The following is a 22565-nucleotide window of genomic DNA, read 5'->3' as shown; positions in this document are numbered from 1 at the left end:
TGGATTAAACGCTGGCCTTCAAGCTAGCTCATCACAAATTTCTGTTACCAAAATTTTGGTTAAACAGCAAAAAATTCAACGGTTAATACTTCGCTTTTACGGGGTTATCCATCAAATAAGCAGGAAATAAATGTTCGATTCCCATAAAACGAATCATTAGTGATAAAGGGAACCAAAATCCAATATCGTAAGGGCGGCCGCCGGTGAGTATCTGAACAAAGATAAGCGCATAGAAATAGGCTAAAAACACGCTCAACTGGTTTGGATTATCACGCATAATTTTAATGCTATAATAAATTATCATTGCATTAACACCACCGAATAAAGCGAACCCGAGTATTCCCTGATTAGTAAGCGCTTCAATAATTGGAACGTCCAAAAATTGAAATTTATAGCCGTAACCGAGAATAAGACTGTGCATCTGGGCGACCAAAATATTAGCCAAAAAATTTATGCTTCCAGTTCGGTTGGCAGCCGAATCATCCAGGGTAGCTTTGAAATTGGTTCCTTCTGCTTTAAGGCCCACTAAGGCGTACAAATTTTCCAGATTTCGTTCGGCAAAGCTCATTACATACCCGTATAGCACAGAGTAAACATCCGTATATCGGTTGAAGAAAATGATTATACCCACTACCCCAGATGCCATAATCAAAATGGGAATGGGCTTAAAAATACTACGAACAGCCATACGTATCTGAGCTGGCCGTACATTGAAGTACATAAATAATACAATTGCAATAACCAGCGCAACGATGGAGGAACGTGTCTGAGTCAGAACTAAAATAACTATGTTTAAAATACCCGCAAATAACGACAGCAGTCTAAATAAAAAGTTGGTTTGTGGCCGCATTAGCCAGATCGCGCAGGCAATAACACCCATATAGGCGTTGCGGGCAAATACGTGCGGATTGCCTGAGCCATCCTCACTATTATTCAATACGATTGTTGCTCGCTGACCAATAACCCAGGTCGGATCTTTAATTAAAGAATAGATAAGCCCCAGATTGGAAATCAGCGTAAAAATCACAATGACCGGAATAACAACCCGTATAATATCATTGGGTATATTGATAAGCAGGAACAGAAATATAAAAATAAATGCATAATAGGTCATATCCCGCTGGTAATCAGCAAAGCCCGCAACAGGATACATATACATGTATAAAATACAAAAAAGCAGAAAGACTATAGCCATCCAGAACATCGTGATATTCGGACGGTATAATCGACGCATTAGGGTAAAGGGAATCATTAATAGTAACCCGCCGGCAAATCCAACCGCCGTGAATGTCGTATTCCCTGGGGCTAACTGCAACGAATCTCTAAAAAAGAAGATAAGCGGATACCCATCAACAAGAATACAGATACCAACTACCATTCGCACGTAGTCGAGTGTCTGTAGTAAACGAAGGAACTTAACCATAAGCGATGAATAATTACTGTTTGCAGTTCATTACCTGGATCGATTCAGTTGAAACCGATGAAGGATGTACCCAAACTCCCCTTTAACCACGAACGCCATCAATTTACGTACCCGACAGTACCGTTGCCAAAAGGATGGCCCAAAGGATGATACCAGCATCGGTCGGTATTTTTCTTTAATTAATTGATGTTCAGACAGACCTACCGACGTTATGGTAGACGATTTTGCGTTGGGCTGTACCCGAAAGCCGCCCCAGAAACCTGTGACGTGCTGAAATTTGATACCGGGTTGAACGCCCAGACGAGCGACAATTTCGTAGTCAATAACAAACTGTAAGCTTTCGTCAAGTAAGCCAACCTGCTCCAGCCGTTCACGGCGGATAAACAATGACTGATTAAAAACCTGCATTCCTTCATAAATCTGGCACTCAACACAGAAATCTGGCGCCCGCATTTCTTCCAGAATAACGTCGGCCTCATCGGTTATATACATATCCCCGAAAAAAACGTCGGTATTGGGTGCCTTTCGCCAGGCGTCGGCTACCCTGGCAAAGGCGTCAGGCGCAAATACATCGTCGGAATTCTGAAATGCTACGTAGTCACCCGTTGCACGCCGAAACCCTTTGTTGATCGCGTCGGTCTGTCCACGGTCTTTCTCACTCACCCATCCAGCCAGATACGGTTCGTATTTTTTTATCAGGTCAACGCTGCCATCCGTAGATCCTCCATCCATGATGAAATATTCCAGGTTTGGGTAATTCTGGTTTAGTACGCTTAAAATCGTGCGTTCTAAATACTGAACCTGATTATAAGAAGGCGTTACAATGGTCAGTTTTGGATAGATTTTCTCATTTGTTCCATCGACTACCTTAGGCATGTAGTGTTTCGATACGAATGAGTGAAGCGATTCACGCATAAAAATTTGCTGTATTACCCAGCAATTAATAACAGTCCAGTATTTGTCTACCTGCATCAAACCCAATGACGTTGCAACAGGCTCTTTTAGCACAGATCATAGACAAGCATGTCATATCAGAAAGGTATACAACCTTTGCGGTTGTATTTTTCTGATATGACATGCCGACAAAAATAGGGCTATTTACGGATAAAACCGTGAGGGAACTTATTTTTCGGACAGGCTACTTAACGGCATCAATAGGTAGCAAGCTACTGATAGTTTGACAAAACCGATTCAGGCTATTTTTTTAAGTCAGCAGCCGCTTTTTCATCGACGAGCCACACCAATTCGCCATTTACCGGTTTGATCTCCTGAGAAGGATATTTGTCAGGATTGTAGTCGCCCTCCAGTACTTCTTTCAGCGGTTGGGCTTTCTTAGGACCAGCCACCAAAAACAAAACGCAGGATGCCCGATTCGCCATCGGGGCCGTCAGCGTCAGGCGATACATGTTTTGCTGCGTCAGAAAATACGCCTTTGTCCAGGCAGTTTGTTCATGAACCACTTCAGTACCCGGGAAAAGCGAGAGCGTATGCCCATCATCACCCATACCAAGCAGAACCAAATCGAAGGTTGGGCCGGATTCACCAAAATACTCGTGCAAAATCCGGTCGTAGTCGGCAGCTGCGGCTTCGGGTTCGAGATCGGTACGCCAGACATGAATCTGGTCTTCGGGTGTGTAAACATGGCCAAGTAACGTATCGTAAGCCATGCCCGCATTGCTCTGCTCATCATCAATAGGCACGTAGCGCTCATCGCCCCAGAAGACGTGCAGTTGAAGCCACGGAATCTGATCGACATAGGGCGACTTAGCCAACAGTTCGTGCAGGGCTTTGGGCGTACTGCCACCCGACAGCGCAATCGTGAACCGATCCTGCTTTTTCAGTACGTCCTTAATGCGTTTGGCAATGAAATCAGCCGCAGCCTTAGCCAATTCAGCCGGGTTCTTTTTAATGATGAGCTGCATATGTTTGTTGTGCTGGAACGCCAGCCCGAAAAAAATCACACAAAATCCTCGCGCATGGGCGTGAAAACATCCACCAATTCACCTGCTTCGAGGCAAACCGCCCCGTGCCATACATTCGGGGGGATATAGTAGGCATCGCCCGTTTGTACCGTTCGGGTTTCGTCGCCAATCATAATGGAGAACGATCCACGGGCAACGTAGCTCATCTGGGTATGCATGTGGCTGTGGGGCGTGCCAATTCCACCTGTCTCAAAAGCAACTTTCACCATCATCAGGTTAGCGTCGTAAGACATGATTTTACGCTTCACACCCTCCCCCACCGACTCCCACGGCAGGTTCTGGTCATCCACGAAAAGAGCAGCAAGTTGGTTGGGCATGTTTTTAATTTTTGGTATTCGGTTTACGGCTTCTAGTGGGCTGATACACTAGTTTAGACGTATCAACCCACTAGAAGCCGTAAACCGAATACCATATACCTTATTTCGTCATCCACTGAAATCCGTCTTTTTCAACGAGTTGCATGGCGGCTTTTGGCCCCCATGAACCAAGCGCATAGTTCGGAAAGTCGGGCGTTTCGCTTTCCCAGGCATCCAGGATCGGTGTTACTACTTTCCAGGCGGCTTCGACCTGATCGGCCCGCATAAACAGCGTAGCATCGCCGGTCATTACGTCTAGCAACAACGTTTCGTAGGCTTCTGGCTCCTGCCCTTCATAGGCATCTTTATAACTGAAAACCATATCCACCGGATCGATAGCCAGGGTTTGCCCAGGCCGTTTGGCCTGGAACCGCAACCGGATATCCATCGCTGGCTGAATACCAATGGTGAGCCGGTTGGCATCCCAGCCGTTTGTTGCTTCTTCAGGGAACGCATAAAAGGGCGCGGGTTTAAACTGGATGGTAATGATCGTTGCCTTTTCGGGAAGTCCCTTGCCCGTCCGCAGGTAGAAGGGGACATCTTCCCAGCGCCAGTTATCGACGAATAGTTTTACAGCGGCAAACGTCTCGGTTTTTGAGTCGGGTTTAACCCCTTCTTCTTCCCGATAGCCCGGAATGGTCTTGCCATCTTTTTCGCCCGGACCATACTGTCCCCGAACGGCGATGTCCTTTACCTGCTCGGGTTTGATGCGACGAATGGCATTCAGTACGTCTACTTTCTTGTTACGTATCTCGTTGGCATCGAACGAGATAGGCGCTTCGGTAGCCACCATACATAGCACCTGAAGCAGGTGGTTCTGGATCATGTCGCGCAGTGCACCGGAGCCTTCATAGTAGCCTCCGCGTCCTTCGAGTCCTACTGTTTCAGAGGCTGTAATCTGCACATATTCAACGTATCGCCGATTCCAGATTGGCTCAAACAGGGAGTTGGCAAACCGAAGCGCCAGAATATTCTGTACCGTTTCTTTTCCCAAATAGTGATCGATGCGGTAAATCTGTTCTTCGGCAAAAAGTCCGCCCAGCAGCGCATTTAACTCACGCGCCGTTTTCAGATCATGACCAAAGGGTTTTTCAACCACAATCCGGACGTGCGATGTATCGTCGCAAAGCTCTAGCTTGCCAAGGTTAGTCGCAATGCCGGGTACCAATTGTGGGGCCACAGCCAGGTAAAACACTACGTTAATTTCCTCGCCCCATTCGCTTTTTTTAGTGCCAACGAAGTCAGACAACGTTGTGTAGGCTGCGGCATCACCGGCATCCATTTGCAGATATGAAACGGATGGCGAAAACGATTTCCAGGCATCTTCCGGTCCATTTTTACGGCGGGAGAACGACTGAACACCTTCCAGCAGACGCTCCCGAAATGATTCGTCGGTGTACGGGCTACGACCTAACCCGACGACGGCGAAGCGTTCGGGTAGGTACTTGTCAATGAACAGGTTATAGAGGGCGGGTGTAAGTTTACGAAGATTGAGATCTCCGCTGCCTCCAAATATAAATACTATAGTAGCGGGTGGTCGCTGATTAGTTGCTGGAATCATAAGTCTCTTAGCATGACAGGGCTGCAAATTACCCTTAGTCTGTTTTCCGAACAAGTTTACACGATTAAGGTTTCATGTTAGCCAGCTATTCTGCTACTTTTGGCTCTTGTTTATATCCTATTTGTTATACCATGAAAATCGCCATTGGCTCCGACCACGCTGGTTTCCACTATAAAGAAGCCATAAAACAGTTCCTTATCAACCTCGGCCATGAGGTCATTGACAAAGGCACCTATGCCGAAACCCCATCGGTAGATTACCCGCTTTTTATCCGGCCTGTTGCTGAAGCCGTTGCCGCTGGCGAAGTAGAGCGGGGCGTTGTGCTGGGTGGATCAGGAAACGGCGAAGCCATTGCGGCTAACCGCGTGCGCGGTGTTCGGTGCGGCCTGTGCTGGAATGAAGAGTCGGCCCGTTTGTGTCGGCAACATAACGACGCCAACGTCATATCGCTGGGCGAACGGATGATGAGTGAAGAAACCGCCCTTAAACTGGTTCAAATCTGGCTCGATACGCCTTTTGAAGGGGGGCGCCACCTGGCCCGGATTCAAGAGTTGGATACGTACTAATTGCGTAGGGCACAGGGCGCGGGGCATGGGTCGAGTGCACATCCGAAACCCCATGCCCCACGCCCCAACCCCCATGCTTTTATGCAAATCCTCTGGAAATACCTGAAACCTTATCGCTGGCTGGCTGTGCTGGCGCTGGCCCTGGCGGGTGTTGCCCAGGTTCTGGCCCTGGTCGATCCCATTATTTTCGGGAAACTCATCGACGAATACGCCACGAACCCCGGTCAGAAAACGGATTCGGAGAAGATCAACGGCGTCTTACGCTTACTGGGATTGGCGATTGGCGTGGCCGTGCTGTCGAACGTAGTGAAAGCGTTTCAGGAGTACGTTACCCGCCTGGTCGTTCAGAAATTTGGTACGGATATTTTCAACGATGGCCTTAAACAGACGTTGCGCTTGTCGTATCAGGAATTTGGCGATCAGAGCAGTGGTGCTACGTTGTCCATCCTGCAAAAAGTCCGCACCGACACCGAGAAGTTTATCAACTCGTTTGTCAACGTGCTGTTTTCGTCCATTGTGGGCATGGGTTTTCTGATCTTTTACGCGGTCACGAAACACTGGGCGCTGGTTCCGGTATTTCTGATCGGTGTATTAGTACTAGGCAGTCTGACGGGCTTGTTGAGCAAACAGATCAAGACGACCCAGCGATCCATCAACCGCGAAACGGCGTTGTTGTCGGGCGTCATCACTGAATCGTTACGTAATATTGAACTGATTAAAAGTCTGGGGCTTACCTTCCCGGAAATTCGCCGACTGAAGACGCAGACCAGCCGAATTTTTGAGCTGGAAATGTTAAAAGTTCGGCGGGTGCGCCTGCTGTCGTTTTGGCAAAGCACCACACTCAACGTATTGAAACAGTCCGTTTTATTTACGTTGCTATGGCTCATTTTCCGCCATGTGTTAAGCACCGGCGAGTTAATTTCGATGCAGTTTATTTCGGTCGCCATCTTCAACCCGCTACAGGAATTAGGCAACATCATTCTGGCTTATCGCGAAGCCGAAGCCGGTTTAAACAGCTTCGACCAGTTGATGCAAAAACCCATTGAACGAAATCCGGAGTCGCCGGTAGAAGTTGGACCAATTGAAAATCTGCGTTTCGCCGACGTAGTATTTCGCCACAAAGGGGCCAATCAAAACGCGATTGACGGCGTTTCATTTGAAGCCAAACTTGGCGATACCATTGCGTTTGTCGGCCCCTCAGGTTCAGGAAAATCAACCATGGTTAAATTGCTGGTCGGCCTCTATCGACCCGTTGATGGCGAAATCTATTACAACGACATCTCCACGAAGGACATTCGCTTTAACCCGATGCGTCGGCAAATCGGCTTTGTTACGCAGGATACGCATCTTTTTGCCGGTACCATTCGCGAAAATCTCTTATTCGTTAAGCCCGACGCTACCGAAGCGGAAATGCTCGACGCGCTCGACAAAGCCGCCTGCGATCATCTGCTGGCCCGTTCCGAAAAAGGTCTCGATACGCAGATTGGCGAAGGAGGACTCAAAATGTCGGGGGGCGAAAAACAACGATTATCCATTGCCCGAGCGCTGGTGCGCCATCCAAGATTATTGATTTTCGATGAAGCCACCTCAGCGCTTGACTCCCTCACCGAAGAAGAAATTACCGACACGGTACGTAGTGTTTCGGCCCTGAATGAACAGATTACGATTCTGATCGCCCACCGGCTTTCGACCATTCTGCACGCCAATACGATTTTTGTGCTCGAAAAAGGTATAATTGTCGAAACCGGCAGCCATGAAGATTTAGTCGCGCAGAAAGGGCTATATTACGCTATGTGGCGTCAGCAAATCGGCGAGCGCCGAACGGATTTATCACCCGTTGGAGCCTAAAATTAGGCTCCATATCCTCTTTCCATGAATAAACGTGTCCGGCAAGTCAGTTACTTTCTGTTCAGTCAGTATTTTTCTGACGGCCTTCGGATAACGCTTTCTGTTTTGCTACCCTCCCTGGTGCTGGCCCAGGTTGGCCAACTTCAAACCGGCATGGCTATGTCGCTTGGTGCACTCAACGTGAGTGTGTGCGATGCGCCCGGACCGGTCATGCACCGCCGGAATGGCATGTTGGTCGCCGTCGGACTCGGTTTCCTGGTTACGTTGATAACGGGTTTTGCCCGCATGAATCCCTATACGCTAGGGCTGGAGGTGCTGCTGTTCAGTTTTTTCTTCTCCATGTTTTCCATCTATGGCCACCGCGCCGGCCTGGTTGGATCGGGGGCTTTGCTCGTCATGATTCTGATTCTCGACCGTCCGCTGGATGCCGCTGGTGTTATTCGGGAGAGTTTGCTGGTCCTGACGGGGAGCCTGTGGTACATGATTATCAGCCTCCTATCATCGAAGCTTCAGCCATACCGATTGGCGCAACAGGCGCTGGGTCAGTGTATTCACGAAATGGCCAAACTTATGGCGATCAAGGCCGATTTCTACATGATGTCGATTCCGCTGGACGATAGCTATCGGCGGCTAATTGCCCAACAGATAGCCGTGAGCGAAAAGCAGGACGTTGTTCGGGAAGTGCTGTTCAAAAGTAGGCGTATCGTAGCCGAATCGACCCGCACGGGTCGCTTATTGCTGCTTACGTTTATGGATACGGTAGATCTTTATGAGCAGATCATCGCTATGTACTACGATTATTCCGATATACGGGAACGCTTCGGAAAAACGGATGTGCTTACGATAATTTCGCGACTGATTCGCGATCTGTCTACCGAACTCGATCATGTTGGATTGGCCGTTCAGTCACCGTTGTATACCAGTGATCCAGTTCCCATGCCACCATTGCTGGACGAACTGAAACGTAGCATTGATGCACTCGGCGATCAGGAAGGAAGCACACTGGTACTGAAAAAAGTACTCGTTAATTTACGGACAGTGAGCCAGCGACTACGCACCATTCAGAATAATCTCGCCTTGCCAAATCCTGACCTTGTGCGAAAAGAAGACCCGGAATATGGCCGGTTTGTCTCCCATCAGGAAATTGACGTTGAATCCTTTCAGGAAAACTTAACCCTCGACTCATCTGCATTCCGATTCTCGATACGCGTAGCGCTGGCTATGATGCTGGGGTTTACCCTGACCCAGTTTCTCGATTACGGCCACCATAGTTATTGGGTTTTATTAACGATTTCGGTCATTCTGAAACCAGCTTTCAGCCTCTCCAAGAAACGAAACATTGAGCGCATGATTGGCACATTGGTTGGCGGGTTGATTGGCGTGCTCATCCTAACGTTTGTCCCCAATAAAACGGCTCAGTTTGGTTTTATGGTGCTGTTTATGATCGGTACCTACAGCACCCAGCGAACCTATTACATTGCGATGGTTATTTGTGTAACGCCCTTCATTCTTATCCTATTTAATTTCTTGGGAGTCAGTTATCTTGGTGTAGCGGAGGAACGCGTCCTGGATACCTTGTTGGGAGGCATTATCGCCTTTGTGGCTGGTTATCTGCTCTTTCCACAGTGGGAATCCGAGCAATTGACCAAGCCCATGCAGGACGTATTGAATGCGAATTTGCGCTACGTTCAGTTGCTGCTCGACAGCCTGTCGGGTCGGCGAATTGGCTCCGTTGATTACAAGCTGGCGCGGAAGGACGTCTATGTTACGTCGGCCAACCTGTCGGCTGCCTTCGAGCGAATGGTGTCGGAACCGAAACACAAACAACGTAACGAAAAGCTCATTTATGAATTTGTGGTACTCAATCACATTCTATCGGCCAACATCGCTACGATTATATCAGCCCGTTTAACCAGCGAGAATCAGGCTTTATCAGCACCCTTGCTACGTCCCATTAAACGCGCACTGTTTGCGCTGACGGAAAGTTTACGCCGATTCGGTAAAGCACCCGATAAGACGTTCGTGGAAACCGCTTCGGCTGAGCCAAACGTATTGAGTTCGACACCTGACGATCCGCAATTAAGCGAGCAGTTAAATTTCATTCAACAGATCAGCAGCGACATTGGGAAATTGGCGGAGCGGTTAAGTAAGTAAAAAGCCAGTGTTGCGTTATACAAAGATTTTCTAGGCCTCTTTCGATTCATCTTAATTGATAATGAGGGATTTGAATCCATTCCCTTTCAATATCACAGAAAGTTTTATAGTTTACGTACTCGCTTAGTACGGCGTGTTCAACTCATTCACTTTCCTCATGAAGCCAATTTGCATCCTATTTCTGCTAGCCTGCTTGATGCAGGTCGATGGCGCGCTGGCTCAGGCGCCTACGATCGATCAGTCCATCGCGATGAAAAGCGTATCGAACCCGCAGCTTTCGCCTAATGGCAAATGGGTCGCGTACACCGTTACGAAAACGAACTGGGAAGAGAATACTTTCGATACCGATATCTGGCTGGCCAATGTCATCACCGGCGACAAGTTTCAACTCACTAATTCCAAGAAATCAAACAGCAGCCCGGCCTGGTCACCCGATGGCAAATGGCTGGCGTTTTTGTCGACCCGCGACGACAAATCACAACTGTATGTGATTAGTCCATCAGGCGGTGAAGCCCGAGCATTAACCAAGTTTGAAACAGGGGTAACGGCCTTCGAGTGGTCCCCAACAGGCAAACAGCTTATTTTTTCGGCGACGGTACCCGATGGGAAACCCGACAAAGACCGTAAGGAGAAATACAGCGATTATGAAGTTGTACGCGACGATTACAAGATGGTTCACCTGTATTTATTAGATAGTCTGACGAATGAAAAACCCGCTAAACCCAAGCCCTTAACCAAAGGAAGCGATTTTTCGGTAGGTAGTTTTGCCGTTTCGCCAGACGGGTTGAGGATTGCCTTCGACGCAGCGAAAAACCCCGATTTGGTGAATGGCAATACGGCTGATTTATACGTACTGACCCTCAAGGATACCACAACCAAAAAAATTGTGTCGCTCAAAGGCCCCGATCAAAACCCGGTCTGGTCGCCCGACGGTCAGCAAATCGCCTTCACGACGACGAATGAGAGCGAATATTATTTCTACGCCAATCGACAGATCGCCAGCGTACCAGCCAGTGGTGGTACGCCGAAATTGTTAACGACGATCTTCGACGAAAACGCCAATCTACTGGAATGGACCACCGACGGGATTTTATTTAGTGGCTACCAGAAAACCACAGCACACTTATTTCGCCTGAATCCTACATCATTAAAAACCGACCGGCTCACCAAACCCGACAACCTGATTGCCAACCAGTTTTCGTTTAGTAAAGATGGGCAACAGATGGCCTTTGTGGCCGCGATGCCCAATCAATACGCCGAAATCCAGACATCATCCGTGCCAACGTTTGCCCCGAAAACATTGACAGATATGGGGACGCAGCTCGCTCCATTCAAGACGGCTACCCGCGAGGTTGTCAGTTGGAAATCGAGTGATGGGAATGTTATTGAAGGGATTTTGATCAAACCGGTCAACTTCGATCCAACCCGGAAGTATCCGCTGCTGGTCGTTATTCACGGTGGCCCAACGGGTATCGATCTTCCGTCGGTTGTTGCGGACCGGTACTACCCGGTTGAACAATTTACGAGCAAAGGAGCCCTTGTGCTTCGCCCCAATTATCGAGGTTCAGCAGGCTACGGCAGCAAGTTTCGGGCATTGAACGTCAAGAATTTAGGCCTGGGTGATTATGATGATGTGATTTCCGGCGTCGACTATCTGATTGGCAGGGGGCTGGTTGACAAAGACAAAGTGGGCGCCATGGGCTGGAGCCAGGGCGGGTATATTTCGGCGTTCATCACTACGTATAGCACCCGCTTCAAAGCAACCTCCGTGGGGGCGGGTATCTCAAACTGGGCCACGTATTACCAGAATACCGACATTACCCCGTTTACCCGGCAGTACCTGCAGGGCACCCCCTGGGATAACGCCGAAATTTATCAGAAAACATCACCGATCAGCTACGTGAATCGCGCCAAAACACCTACCCTTATTCAACACGGTGAGTTGGACAAACGCGTACCCATTGCCAACGCCTACGAGCTTCGGCTGGCACTGGAAGACAAAGGGGTGCCGGTGAAAATGGTCGTGTACAAAGGCTTTGGCCATGGTATCACCAAGCCCAAGTCGATGCGGCAGGTCATGGAAGAAAACTATCGATGGTTTAGTAAATATATTTGGGGCGAAAACCTCTGACCCTTATTCTTTGTCCCTCAGATTCAGGACCTTTGTTCTGCAATTCCACTGAAACGCCCCGGCAAAGAGTTTTTGCCGGGGCGTTTCAGTGAAAAAATACTTTATCAGAACTTTCGTAGGGAGCCGTATTATGGTTCATTTTTACACTATCAGAAACTGTAGCATGGCTGCCTGCGAAAGTCCTGTTTACGTTAATTTAGGTGAAATACCGTTAAATATACATCCAGAAAATTAGCCGATAGTTTTCCAGTTTATTAATTAAAAGCTCGATTGTTACCAAAATTAAACTCTTACCAACTCACCTCAAATGCCCTATTTAGTACTTGACCTGGAAATGACCGGCCCCGAACCGGATTACAATGAAATTATTCAGATTGGCGCCGTTCTCTTCGACGATCATTGGGTCGAAAAAGGGCAGTATCTTACCAATGTTTATCCAGAGAATAAAGAAGCGTTTTCGTCGTCGTCTGAGAAAATACATAACCTCTCCTTAGCTGATCTGGAAGATGCGCCGATGATATATGACGTACTGCCTGAGTTGGAAGAATGGATTTGCAACCAGCTCGGCATGCGGATTCCAAAGGGACAACTGGATCGTACGCCCTTCCTGCGCGACGTGATTATTTGCGGACAAAGTGTCATCAATGATATTAATTTTCTGAAGGAAGCGTATCGCTATGAGAAAATGAAGTGGCCCTACTCCCGTGTGCTGCTCGACCTGCATACCCTGGCTTATTTTACATTCCGGGTCCTGAAAGCCAATGGACGCAAAACACCTGATCGGCTTAGCCTGACGGCCATTGCAAGCTATTTCGGATTTGCCCGCGAAGACGGTTTTCATAATGCACTGGAAGACTCCGTCCTAACGGCAAAGTGTATGAAAGAGGTCTTTAAACTGGCTGAGGCAATGAAACTGCCGGTGTGATCCGGTTCGTTCTGATTTCATACCAACCAATTACAGCAGCCGCTAAAAGCAATACCAACAGGAAACTGCCCCACAAAGCCAGGTACAGATTGGGGAGTGGTTCGGTATCACCGACTATAAGTAGACCCGCCCAGTAATTTGGTAGCTGATTGGCACCATCAGCCGTTTCGAGCCATTCTTTTTTGGCAAGTTGTAGCGCAATGTCTTTGGGTAAACCTTCCTCTAAATGTTTGTAAAAAAGGTTCGTCAGTTGGTACGTAGCATCGTTCTGAACACTCCATAAAGTAGTCAGAACGCTGGATACGCCAAGAGCGGCAAAGCCGCGCGCCAGACTAAACACGCCCTCCCCGCGCTGATTGGCGCCAATGCCCGTTTTGCAGGCCGCCAGTACGACTAACTGCGTATTAGGGAGCGTACGGTCGCTGAGTTCGGATAGTTGAAGCGTGGAGTCCGCGAAATAGAGTCTGGGCTCATCCTGATCGCTGCTATCCGCGGTGGCGTGGGTGAATAAGTGAATAACGCGGGCATTTGCGGCCTGGATCAAAAACGCCTGACGCGTAGCGGCCCCGTGCGTAAGCAGCTTTGACGAATTAAATCGCCGGGCAATAGGATCCAGTGCGGTACTGGAGCCAGGTAGCATAACCTGTTTCAGCGACGGGGCGAAATCTACCGGGGCAATACCTAAAAAATCGAGCTGATTGAAGCTGTATTTTGCGAGGTTGCCATTTTTTTTGAGTAGTAAACGAGCCGAATAGATATAGCTGAATGCAAAGTCTTTCACCAGATAATCAGGCATATCTATCTTTCGACTAAGCGTCTCGAACGGTACAAATGACCCATCAGGCGAGACAATGACGCGTCCGGCGGGTAAGTTTAGGGGAGCCAGCAGTCGCTGGTATAACCCATGCCCCGATTTCAGGAATTTATCAAAATTCGCCTTGCGGTTCATGGCTTCGGGCTTCCAAAGAAGCGACATAAACTCGTTCGTAGCTTGTTGGTAGCCACTCACCGGCCGACGTAGCACTTTAACACCAGTGGCCGTTACGCCCAATACGTAGAGCGCGCTATCGCCCACGAAATACGTAACGAACGAAGCTTTCTGGGTATTCAGGCGAGACCGCAGATCGGCCAGGGCGGTGATTGTCGTGTCGTATTTATACCGATAGTAGGCCGGATTCGAGATTTCCAGTTGCTTCAGAAACGCATCCAATCGCTCCTGTTTAGCGAACAACTCCATACGGGCTGATTTATAGCTGTCAGTATCCGGCGACAGGCCCGCAAGTTGGGACTGCTGGTCATTCACAGCCTTCCTTAATTCGTTCTCTTTATCAATCTGATTCTGAGTCAATTTCTGACGCGCACCAAGTTCATTGAGTTTATCAGCCAGCATAACCGCCCGGCTTTTCTCGAAGAATCGAAACGCCTGCACTGTATCATTAAGTCGGTAGCAGGTCTCAATGGCACGCTCATACATGCTACGTGTTTTCTCCCGCCAGTACAGCTTCGATAGTTGACCTGTGTGCTCCCAGCGCATAAAATCAATCATCTGATCGGCTACTTTATACGTATCGAGTGCGTACTGGAAACGTTGGGAATTATTTGTCGCTTTCGCATAATCAAGCCAGGTATCGGCTTTATCCTGAATAAGCGATAAGACATATTCTTTTTGTGAAGCAATTCGGATAAGTTTGGCCTCGGGTAATTTAGTAATCGGAAGTTTACTCAGACCGGGTGCTATATTATCCAAGCTCAGTTGGTAATATTTTATCGCAGTTGTGTACTGTTTTTTCTGCCAGTACACCATTCCAATATTATCTAACAAACGTAATTTGAGGTAAGGATCAGAAGCTATGATTAGAGCACTATTATAGCTTTTTAAGGCTTTGTCATATTCTTTTGCTTTATAAAACAGATGATAGCCTATATCTAAATAATTATCAATTATGTACTGTTCATCTTTATTTAAAATATTTATTTGTAATGCTTCATTATAATAGACTAAAGCTTTTTTTCTATTTAATTGCTTTAGTTCTGTATGAGCTTTACATGCTAAAAAGTAAGCTAAATAATCGCTGGTAGTAGAGTTTTTCCGAGCAATTGCGATTGCGACTGGTAATTCTTTTTCAACTTCTTTATCTGCGGATAAATCGATTAGCCCCTTTATCTTCTCTGCACTGTTTTCAAGGTAGGCAATGGTATCGTTTATCTGTTTCGCTTGATACATACCCCGTTCAGCACTTTCCACAGCCTTCTGATATTCTCCGGCCGAATAGTGGGCATAGGCTAATGTAGCGTAGGCAAAAGAAACCCATTGGCTAGGGGGTAATTGCTCGCCTAATTTCACTGCTTTCTCAGAAGCTTCAATAGCTTTTTCAAATTCATTGAGTTTTTTCCAATAATATCCTAAACGATAGTATGCTTTTACATGGGCTTCAGCGTTCAAATACGAATGGGGTTTGTTATAAAGCTGTAATGTTTGCTCAACATTCCATATAGCCATTTTAACATCGCCCGCTAGAGAGTGGGCTTTGGCGTAAGCTAACATCAGATTAACATACGATGAATCTTTCTGATAGTAACAACCTTCCCATCTCGTTAAAATAGAAGAAAGGATTGTTATCTGGGTTATAGGTGGTTGTGAAAAAGCAGAGTCTGCTAACGCCAAAAGCTCAGTACGTTTAACGCACTGAGCCTGAGAATAAAGCGAGACTAAGATGAATAGAGCACTAAGCAGTCTACTCCGTAACGTAACAGCCTCCATCGCGAATTTCATTAACCAGATCATCTTCTTCATGAAAGCCTGCTAATCGACGCAGTATGGTCCGTTTGCTGGCAAAGCCAGTCAGAACACTTAATACATTGGCTACTCTGGCCGCTACAACTGGCGTAGCGAAAGATGACCCTTCGTAACTATTAATAAACCCAGGTATAACGAACGTACCAGGGTCCAACGGCGGTTGCGTATTCGGCAATACGCCCGTATCCACGAATTGGGAAGAATAATTTTCGTAGGCAACGAATTTACTACGGGTATGAATGACAGTCGTCACCGTGATTACATTACACTGGATGGCACTGTAGCAGGCCGGATAAATTTTGGGAGCATTATTTCTGGCAATCTCGCCATCGGCTTCCGGTACGTATTGACTTCTGTTACCAGCAGCCGCCACCACCATAACGCCCGACTCATCCAGATCCCGTATGGCGCCTAATAATAAGGGAAAGTCGGTTTCTACCGTATTGTTCTTATTGCCCGAAAATGACCAACTGGCATTGACCAGTTTAGCGCCATGCGTTCGAGCGTATTCTAATCCACAGAGTACGTCATACAAATCAAGCACGCCCTTATCGTTCGCTACCTTAACGGGCAGAATCTCAGTATTTCGGGCATAATGCTTAATGATCGTGCTAACTTTTGTACCATGCAGACCAAGGTGATCATCTTTCGTAAAGGGGTTATTAGCGACGAAATTCCAGCCAAACTGGTTTGGATCACTACAGGCTACCGACCTATCGCCCGAGTCTGGCCCGGTGAGGATACCCGAATCCAGAACAGCTACGATAACTTCTGCTGCTATGGCGAGAGAGTTATATCGACTAATTTTAGTGGAATCATTTATTTCGGATAAGAAGTTAGCCAACGGTTTTACTAACTGAGCCGCGCCAAAGCAGTTGGACTGTCCGCCAGAATGCTCTCTGCCTCCACTTGAATTAGACCCACCACCATGAATAGTCCCTACACTATTACCACCTATATGGGCATTGAAAATACCCACGATATGGCCTTCCAAGTCGTTTATCCATTCTTTACCAACTGTCTGGATTAGTACGTATCGTTTTCCCGTCGGCGAACATTTCCGGGATTTTTCGATTCTAACCTGAATTCTTGATCCTTTATTTTCCAGCCAGAGATTGTTCCCTACTTTCCAGGTTGCTTCATCAGCGCTGGCACTCACGTTGGGGTCATTTGGTATGGCGACAATAAATTGCTGTGGGTTAATGATACGTCCCTTAGAAATAATGGTCTCCATTGGGAACAGCCGTTGCGCCAGGTCTTTCACCCGTCGGTCATTTCTTAGCAGTTCTTTATTCGATAATTGACCCGGTACTATCCTGTATGGTTTATTGTCGTCTTCCCGTCCATAAGGCCTTTCTTCATGATCGTTATATCCTCCTTTAATCATAATGGTATGGTAATAAACGTATTGAATAAATAATTACAATTCGTTAAGGATTCGTCAGCTTTGCCTTTCCCTTCCAAGTTATCAATAACCAACCCACTAAATAACCCTTTGGCCGCTGTCTTTTATCTAACGGTCAACCACGGGTCAAACAGGCAGAATTCACAGCACATATAGAGGTCAGCTAACGGAGTGGTACGTTTGCATGACTGGGAAACAACGTAATGGTTAGTCGTGCCAGACTAGGTGAATGGAAACAAAGCCCGCATAAAATAGGCGGGCAAGTTTTGCTAGGTAACATAGCAGCCTAAGTCAAAATGGAGTTTTGACGGTTTAACTTTGGGAGAGCTACTTTAACGTTTCAATCAAGGCCGCTGCTTCTTTTTTCCCATCCAGTCCCTTCTCAACCACATCCTTAAGTAGTCTTTCGGCTTGGCCTTTATCCGCTGGCTGACCGCGTTTCAGTAAAGCAAGGGCTTCGTAGAATGTACCAGGATTGGATACCAGATCGGTGCGCTGGCTCAGGCGATGAAACAACGTAATGGCCTGATCATAATTTCCCCGGCGAAGGGCCGTAATACCCGCATACGTTAACGCACTCTCCAGATCGGGTTGGCGTTTCAGTACGTTCTGAAAGATGACGTCTGCTTCGGCTAGCATCCCTTTGTTGTACAGATTGATTCCCTGTTTAAGGCTGTCGAGTGCATTTGAGCCGGAAGACCCACCATCCATATCGGTCGACAAGTTGGTAAAGTGCTGCGCTACGTAGGCATCCGTCAGTTGCGCGACGGCGAGTTCGGAGTTAACAGGCCCATTGGCAGGCTGGAAGAAATACCAGCCTAATCCCAATAAAAGTATGATGCTGGCAGCAGCAACCCAACGTATTGGCGCACTCCAGAACGGTTGAGCGGGGACCGTTTGCCGACGTAGCGCATCGAGTTCGGCTTTACGTACGGCGTGGGCTTCCTCCCGTGCTACGTGCTTCGAGAGCATATAAAAGGTCAGGGCATCGGCTAGTGCCGGGTCGGTGCGGAGAGCGGCTTCGAACCGGGCCCGCTCATCAGCACTGAGTTGGCCGGTTACGTAGTTTTCAATGGTTTCCAGATCGGTGTTCATAGCATTTCGCGAAAACGTTCACGTAGTTTTTCCAGGCAGCGCAGGCGGCTGGTTTTAGCCACAGCGGGCGAATTATAGCCCATTGCCTGCGCAATTTCATCGTCTGAATACCCTTCGCCCCACGACAGGATCATGGTCCGGCATTTCTCCCCCAGTTCACGCAGATACCGGTGCAAGTTTTCTACATCGCTCTGACTAATAAGCTGTTGCACGATCGAACGGGACTCATCCGGAAGCTGCATCAGTGTATCATCGAGCGAAAAGGCATCATGGACACTACTTCGGTTAGTCGTCTTTTTTCGGATTTCGTCAACACATTTGTTGTTAAATATTTTATATAGATACGTCTTGAGTCCCGAACGACCCTCAAATTGACCCGTACTGATGTGGTCAAACAAAACTAAAATTGTATCAGAATAGACGCTGGCGCATTCATCTTCGCTCAGACGATGCTTGTGGGTGCCATCTGCAATAAAATATTGGTATTTCTCGTATAACTTATTTTCGTAGAGCCGACGTTGCGTACCGCCCGCCTTTATACCTACCATCAGGTCAGCGTCGGAGAGCTGTCGGGAAAAAGGTCGCATACCATAATGTGTTGATTATACGACGGTAAGGTAAGGAAATTTAAGGAAATCGGCTTCCTGGATTTAGGGAACGAGGAAGGGTTTGAAGCTAAAACAAAGAACGAATATAATCAGGGCCAGCCAGCCCAATATCTGCCGTTTCAGATCCAGGGGCTCATCCAATTCAGTTTCCGGGTGATAAATACCCAGGAAGCGACCAAGTATGAATAGAAATACCAATGAGCTTTGATACCCTTCCCAATCGGGCCGCAGCCACGATACCGCCAGTTGGGCAATCACCACGATCAGCGTTACGAGCAGTGAGGTCATTCGATTCTCACTGATACGCGAGAACGCCAGATACAAGAATCCTATATATAGCCCAAAATAGCCTAGTTGGTTAAAAAATGCTTCGTCGGTTGGCAAGGCAAAATCAGTTGGTTTGAACGAACCTAAACCCGCATAAAAGGCAAATCCGACGAATAATGTCGGGGCTACCCACTGAAACTGTTTGCGACCAATGAGTCCGTAGAGAATATGACCACCGTCTAACTGCCCGATCGGAATCAAATTGAGCGACGTAAAAAACAAAGCCAGGTAACCCGCCAGCACGTAGGGGTAGTGGATCATCTCATAGGGATGAGGCACGCGGGCAGGATCTGCTACGTATGTTTTAAAGAAGTTAAACAGCAGATTATCGCCCAAGCCTACTGCGCCACCTTCTGGCAGGTGCTCATAGGCATATTTTCCATAATCAAGCCCCCACTTCTGATATTCAGGGTGAATGGTAAATATGAATTCGGGGGGTGGCAAGTGGGTGAATGCGTACCAGAGCACAATGAGAGCCAGTACGAATCCCGCCAGCGGACCGGCAATGCCAATATCAAAATATTTCCGACGGCTGTTGATGTAATCCTGAATGCGAATAAACGCCCCTAACGTACCGATGCTTTGGCCAATGCCCAGCCAAAGCGGAATATAATACGGCAACGAAACGCGCACCTTGTTGGCTTTAGCCGTGAAGTAATGGCCAAATTCGTGCACAGTCAGAATGGCCAGAAATGGTACTGAAAACTGAAACCCGGCCACAAACTCCGACCAGCCGAGCGTTTTCATTCCCTCGACCGGAATGAACAGTCGGCCAAACATCCATTCGGCACCCGCCATGGTTGTCGTAACGAGCGTAATCAAAAAAAGACCTCCATGAAGGAGGTACGTTTTAAGGCGTTGGTTCATTTATGATGTATAGTATATGAAGCATGATACAGGATGTACAGAAAAAATGTACGCTATATCATACTTCATATATCCTTTAAGTAATCTAAAATCGTCATGGGTGGCTGTACATGTACGGCCTGAATACCCAACTCCCCAGCCGTCCGGATGTTTGCGGCATTGTCGTCAAAAAAAGCTGTTTCCTGAGCAACCAAGCCAGCTTCGGTCAACACATGCTGATAAATCTCGGGCGATGGTTTAGCCAACCGCACCTCATACGAATAGAAGACGCGCTCGAAAAGTTCTTCCAGCGTCGGCTGGTTCATATTCGCCAACACCTGATTAACACGTCGGATATGAATCGGGCTGGTATTACTGAGCAAAAACAGGCGATAGCTGGCTTTTAATTTCTTGATCCGTTCGATCCGTTCCAAAGGCAAATCAAGTAGAACCGTGTTCCAGGTGGTGTCGATTACTTCATCGGCCCAGTCGGCATTGTTGAGCAACCGCCGGACATGGCCCCGGAATGCCTCATCGTCGATCAACCCGGTTTCGTACTGATCAAACAGGTCGTGCTGTTTCCAGATGGCCCGAACCTCTTCTTCAGGCAGGTTTGCCAGCATAGCGAAGTTTCGAACGGGGGCACTGAGGTCAATGGGGATGATTACATCGCCAAGATCAAAAATGAGGTTTTTAAGCGTTAATTTATCGAGAGTAGACTCCATGCGTAGCGTTTGGTTCGGGCCTTACGTGAACCGGAACCCAAAGATAAGGTTAGATTTGCAGACAAAGAACGAAAAGAAGATGGCAAAGTTGACGGTCAAGAATGTCGGCCCGATTCGGGAGGCTGAGTTAGAAGTCAAAAAGCATACAGTATTTATTGGTCCCCAGGGTTCAGGGAAAAGCACGCTCGCAAAGCTGATTGCGATTGGCGGGGATGGAGATATAATCAAGGATGTGGATGTGGATCAAGATATTCTTAAAAAATATACTATTAACAATTATGTTGAGGACAATTTCGAATTTGACTTTACCACGGATACTCACACAATCAATAGCAAAAATTCCAAGCTAGAACTTATTTATCAGGAAGAGCAGGATAAGCCAATTTTTAGTGAAAATACGTTTAAGAGTTTTCTTAATGACATACAAAAAAGTGCTACAAAAGAAATCGTTATTGAAGGATTGAAAGATAGAGAGCTTTTCAACGAACTATTAACAAAATTCGTGATTGAGAGGAAAATATTTTCCATAACATCAAGTTACATACCGGCGGAACGGACGTTGCTAGCTTTACTTAATGATGCAATATGGAGTTTGATATATTCAAATGTCGATTTTCCGAAATCAATAATATCGTTTGCGCGTCAATTTGAACAAGCAAGGAATTTTATAAAGATATTAAATATTGATTTCTTAGATGTTAAGTATGGCTTGACTTCAGTTACACACAAACTGTTCATAAATAATAAGAAAAAATTTATCGACTTAGCTGATAGTGCAAGTGGTTATCAATCAATTGTTCCTTTACTTTTGGTTGTCGAGCACCAGCGTCGTCAATCCCGTCGTCGTTTTATCATAGAAGAACCCGAACTTAACCTCTACCCTACTGCCCAAAAAGATTTGATTTATAGCCTTATAGGCGGTCTCCAACCAGACGTTACGTATCAGGAAGCGGAGTGGGTAATCACAACGCATAGCCCTTACGTACTAAGTTCGTTTAATACACTAATGCTGGCTTATAAAGTGGCACAACGTAGTGAAGAATTGCGAGTGGAAGTCGAGAAAATCATTCCATCCCGGTGCTGGATAAATCCCGATGAATTTGCGGCTTACTACGTAGATAATGGCACCGTTCGTAGTATTATCAGTGAAAAAACTGGCCTGATTGCTGACAACGAACTCGACGATGTTTCGGACGATTTAGCCGATGAACAAGATAAATTATTCGCCCTTAGCCGTAGCGTAACCCGTGCTTGATGTCCTCAAATTCGCTTTCCCACAAACGGAAACTAATAACTGTATACAAACCCTAACCGACGTTGAATTTCACATTTACGACCACGAAACTGAAAAACGTTGTTATATACAAAATGACCCCAATGGAGTGAAGCATTTCACGGTCGAAAACGGCGAAGGCCTTTCTATTCATTTTCTAGCAGTTGACAAATGTTTGCTAATGGATGAAGAGTTGACGAAACGTTGTGACTGTGCTGTATTTACTGAACAAACGTTTTGCTTTATCGAAATCAAAACTACATCATCCATGACACAGCGCAAGAAGTTACGCCGAGATGCAAAAAATCAATTAAAAGCAGCCATTTCATACTTTAGAGATAAAATGGCTTTTACGTCAACGCAAATCGAAGCCTATGTTTGCTTGCTGACTGACTTGGAAACCCGTCCGCTCAATCGGGCTAGTTTGATAGAAGAAACTGAAGAATTTGCTGAAATAGGTGTAACACTATTTCATGATAACCGAAAGAGATTCGAATAAAAACCTAATTAGTACTATTAAATCTTAAAGGAATAGAGCAACTT

Annotated in this window: 18 protein-coding genes and 1 pseudogene; 7 read left to right on the top strand and 12 right to left on the bottom strand. The window is 46.9% G+C overall.

The window, feature by feature from the left end; translation table 11 throughout:
- Positions 1-82: 82 nt before the first annotated feature.
- The 5 genes from ACYVEA_RS19010 to zwf all read right to left on the bottom strand — a co-directional run bounded on the left by ACYVEA_RS19010 (position 83) and on the right by zwf (position 5322).
- On the bottom strand, positions 83-1378 hold the full coding sequence (locus tag ACYVEA_RS19010; protein WP_461115010.1) for a hypothetical protein: 1296 nt from the start codon (positions 1376-1378) through the stop codon (positions 83-85).
- Between the two features lie 75 nt (positions 1379-1453).
- Entirely contained in the window at positions 1454-2338 is an 885-nt protein-coding gene (locus tag ACYVEA_RS19005; RefSeq protein WP_461115009.1) for a glycosyltransferase family 2 protein, read from the bottom strand.
- Positions 2339-2619: 281 nt separating this feature from the next.
- Positions 2620-3345, bottom strand: a complete 726-nt coding sequence (gene pgl, locus ACYVEA_RS19000; protein WP_461115008.1) for a 6-phosphogluconolactonase — start codon at positions 3343-3345, stop codon at positions 2620-2622.
- A 35-nt stretch (positions 3346-3380) separates the two neighbouring features.
- Entirely contained in the window at positions 3381-3722 is a 342-nt protein-coding gene (locus ACYVEA_RS18995) for a cupin domain-containing protein (RefSeq protein WP_461115007.1), read from the bottom strand.
- 100 nt (positions 3723-3822) lie between these two features.
- Entirely contained in the window at positions 3823-5322 is a 1500-nt protein-coding gene (gene zwf, locus ACYVEA_RS18990) for a glucose-6-phosphate dehydrogenase (RefSeq protein WP_461115006.1), read from the bottom strand.
- 131 nt (positions 5323-5453) lie between these two features.
- On the opposite strand from zwf, the gene rpiB reads away from it, so the two are divergent.
- From rpiB to ACYVEA_RS18965, 5 genes are all read left to right on the top strand, one after another.
- Positions 5454-5888 carry a ribose 5-phosphate isomerase B gene (gene rpiB / locus ACYVEA_RS18985; RefSeq protein ID WP_093831638.1) on the top strand — a complete coding sequence of 145 codons (435 nt, stop codon included), beginning with the start codon at positions 5454-5456 and terminating at the stop codon, positions 5886-5888.
- 81 nt (positions 5889-5969) lie between these two features.
- Positions 5970-7736 (top strand): ABC transporter ATP-binding protein, encoded by a 1767-nt coding sequence (locus ACYVEA_RS18980; RefSeq protein WP_461115005.1) that lies wholly within the window; start codon positions 5970-5972, stop codon positions 7734-7736.
- Positions 7737-7760: 24 nt separating this feature from the next.
- Positions 7761-9890 carry an FUSC family protein gene (locus ACYVEA_RS18975; RefSeq protein WP_461115004.1) on the top strand — a complete coding sequence of 710 codons (2130 nt, stop codon included), beginning with the start codon at positions 7761-7763 and terminating at the stop codon, positions 9888-9890.
- A gap of 157 nt (positions 9891-10047) precedes the next feature.
- Positions 10048-12021, top strand: coding sequence for a S9 family peptidase (locus tag ACYVEA_RS18970; protein ID WP_461115003.1), 1974 nt, complete (start codon positions 10048-10050; stop codon positions 12019-12021).
- A gap of 307 nt (positions 12022-12328) precedes the next feature.
- Positions 12329-12946: a 3'-5' exonuclease gene (locus ACYVEA_RS18965; protein ID WP_461115002.1), complete on the top strand. Its 618-nt coding sequence runs from the start codon at positions 12329-12331 to the stop codon at positions 12944-12946.
- Here the strand turns inward: ACYVEA_RS18965 and ACYVEA_RS18960 are convergent.
- From ACYVEA_RS18960 to ACYVEA_RS18930, 7 genes and pseudogenes are all read right to left on the bottom strand, one after another.
- Positions 12912-14768, bottom strand: a complete 1857-nt coding sequence (locus tag ACYVEA_RS18960) for a CHAT domain-containing protein (RefSeq protein ID WP_461115098.1) — start codon at positions 14766-14768, stop codon at positions 12912-12914. The genes ACYVEA_RS18965 and ACYVEA_RS18960 overlap by 35 nt on opposite strands.
- 525 nt (positions 14769-15293) lie before the next feature.
- Positions 15294-15446 (bottom strand): annotated as a pseudogene (locus ACYVEA_RS18955) (hypothetical protein); the annotation flags it as partial.
- A gap of 235 nt (positions 15447-15681) precedes the next feature.
- On the bottom strand, positions 15682-17130 hold the full coding sequence (locus ACYVEA_RS18950) for a S8 family peptidase (protein ID WP_461115001.1): 1449 nt from the start codon (positions 17128-17130) through the stop codon (positions 15682-15684).
- A gap of 345 nt (positions 17131-17475) precedes the next feature.
- Positions 17476-18243 carry a tetratricopeptide repeat protein gene (locus ACYVEA_RS18945; RefSeq protein ID WP_461115000.1) on the bottom strand — a complete coding sequence of 256 codons (768 nt, stop codon included), beginning with the start codon at positions 18241-18243 and terminating at the stop codon, positions 17476-17478.
- Positions 18240-18830 (bottom strand): RNA polymerase sigma factor, encoded by a 591-nt coding sequence (locus ACYVEA_RS18940; protein ID WP_461114999.1) that lies wholly within the window; start codon positions 18828-18830, stop codon positions 18240-18242. The genes ACYVEA_RS18945 and ACYVEA_RS18940 overlap by 4 nt, the downstream gene beginning before the upstream one ends.
- A gap of 63 nt (positions 18831-18893) precedes the next feature.
- Positions 18894-20045 carry a site-2 protease family protein gene (locus ACYVEA_RS18935; protein WP_461114998.1) on the bottom strand — a complete coding sequence of 384 codons (1152 nt, stop codon included), beginning with the start codon at positions 20043-20045 and terminating at the stop codon, positions 18894-18896.
- A gap of 65 nt (positions 20046-20110) precedes the next feature.
- The gene (locus ACYVEA_RS18930) at positions 20111-20749 is read right to left on the bottom strand and encodes an HAD family hydrolase (RefSeq protein ID WP_461114997.1); all 639 of its coding nucleotides are present in this window, start codon (positions 20747-20749) and stop codon (positions 20111-20113) included.
- Positions 20750-20828: 79 nt separating this feature from the next.
- Here ACYVEA_RS18930 and ACYVEA_RS18925 point away from each other — a divergent pair, with 79 nt between their 5' ends.
- A complete protein-coding gene (locus tag ACYVEA_RS18925) occupies positions 20829-22004 on the top strand; it encodes an AAA family ATPase (RefSeq protein ID WP_461114996.1) in 1176 nt (391 codons plus the stop codon).
- On the top strand, positions 21997-22521 hold the full coding sequence (locus tag ACYVEA_RS18920) for a hypothetical protein (RefSeq protein WP_461114995.1): 525 nt from the start codon (positions 21997-21999) through the stop codon (positions 22519-22521). The genes ACYVEA_RS18925 and ACYVEA_RS18920 overlap by 8 nt, the downstream gene beginning before the upstream one ends.
- Positions 22522-22565 lie beyond the last annotated feature (44 nt).

It is taken from the genome of Spirosoma jeollabukense (genome assembly GCF_054777855.1).
This window is presented reverse-complemented; position numbering and strand designations above follow the sequence as displayed.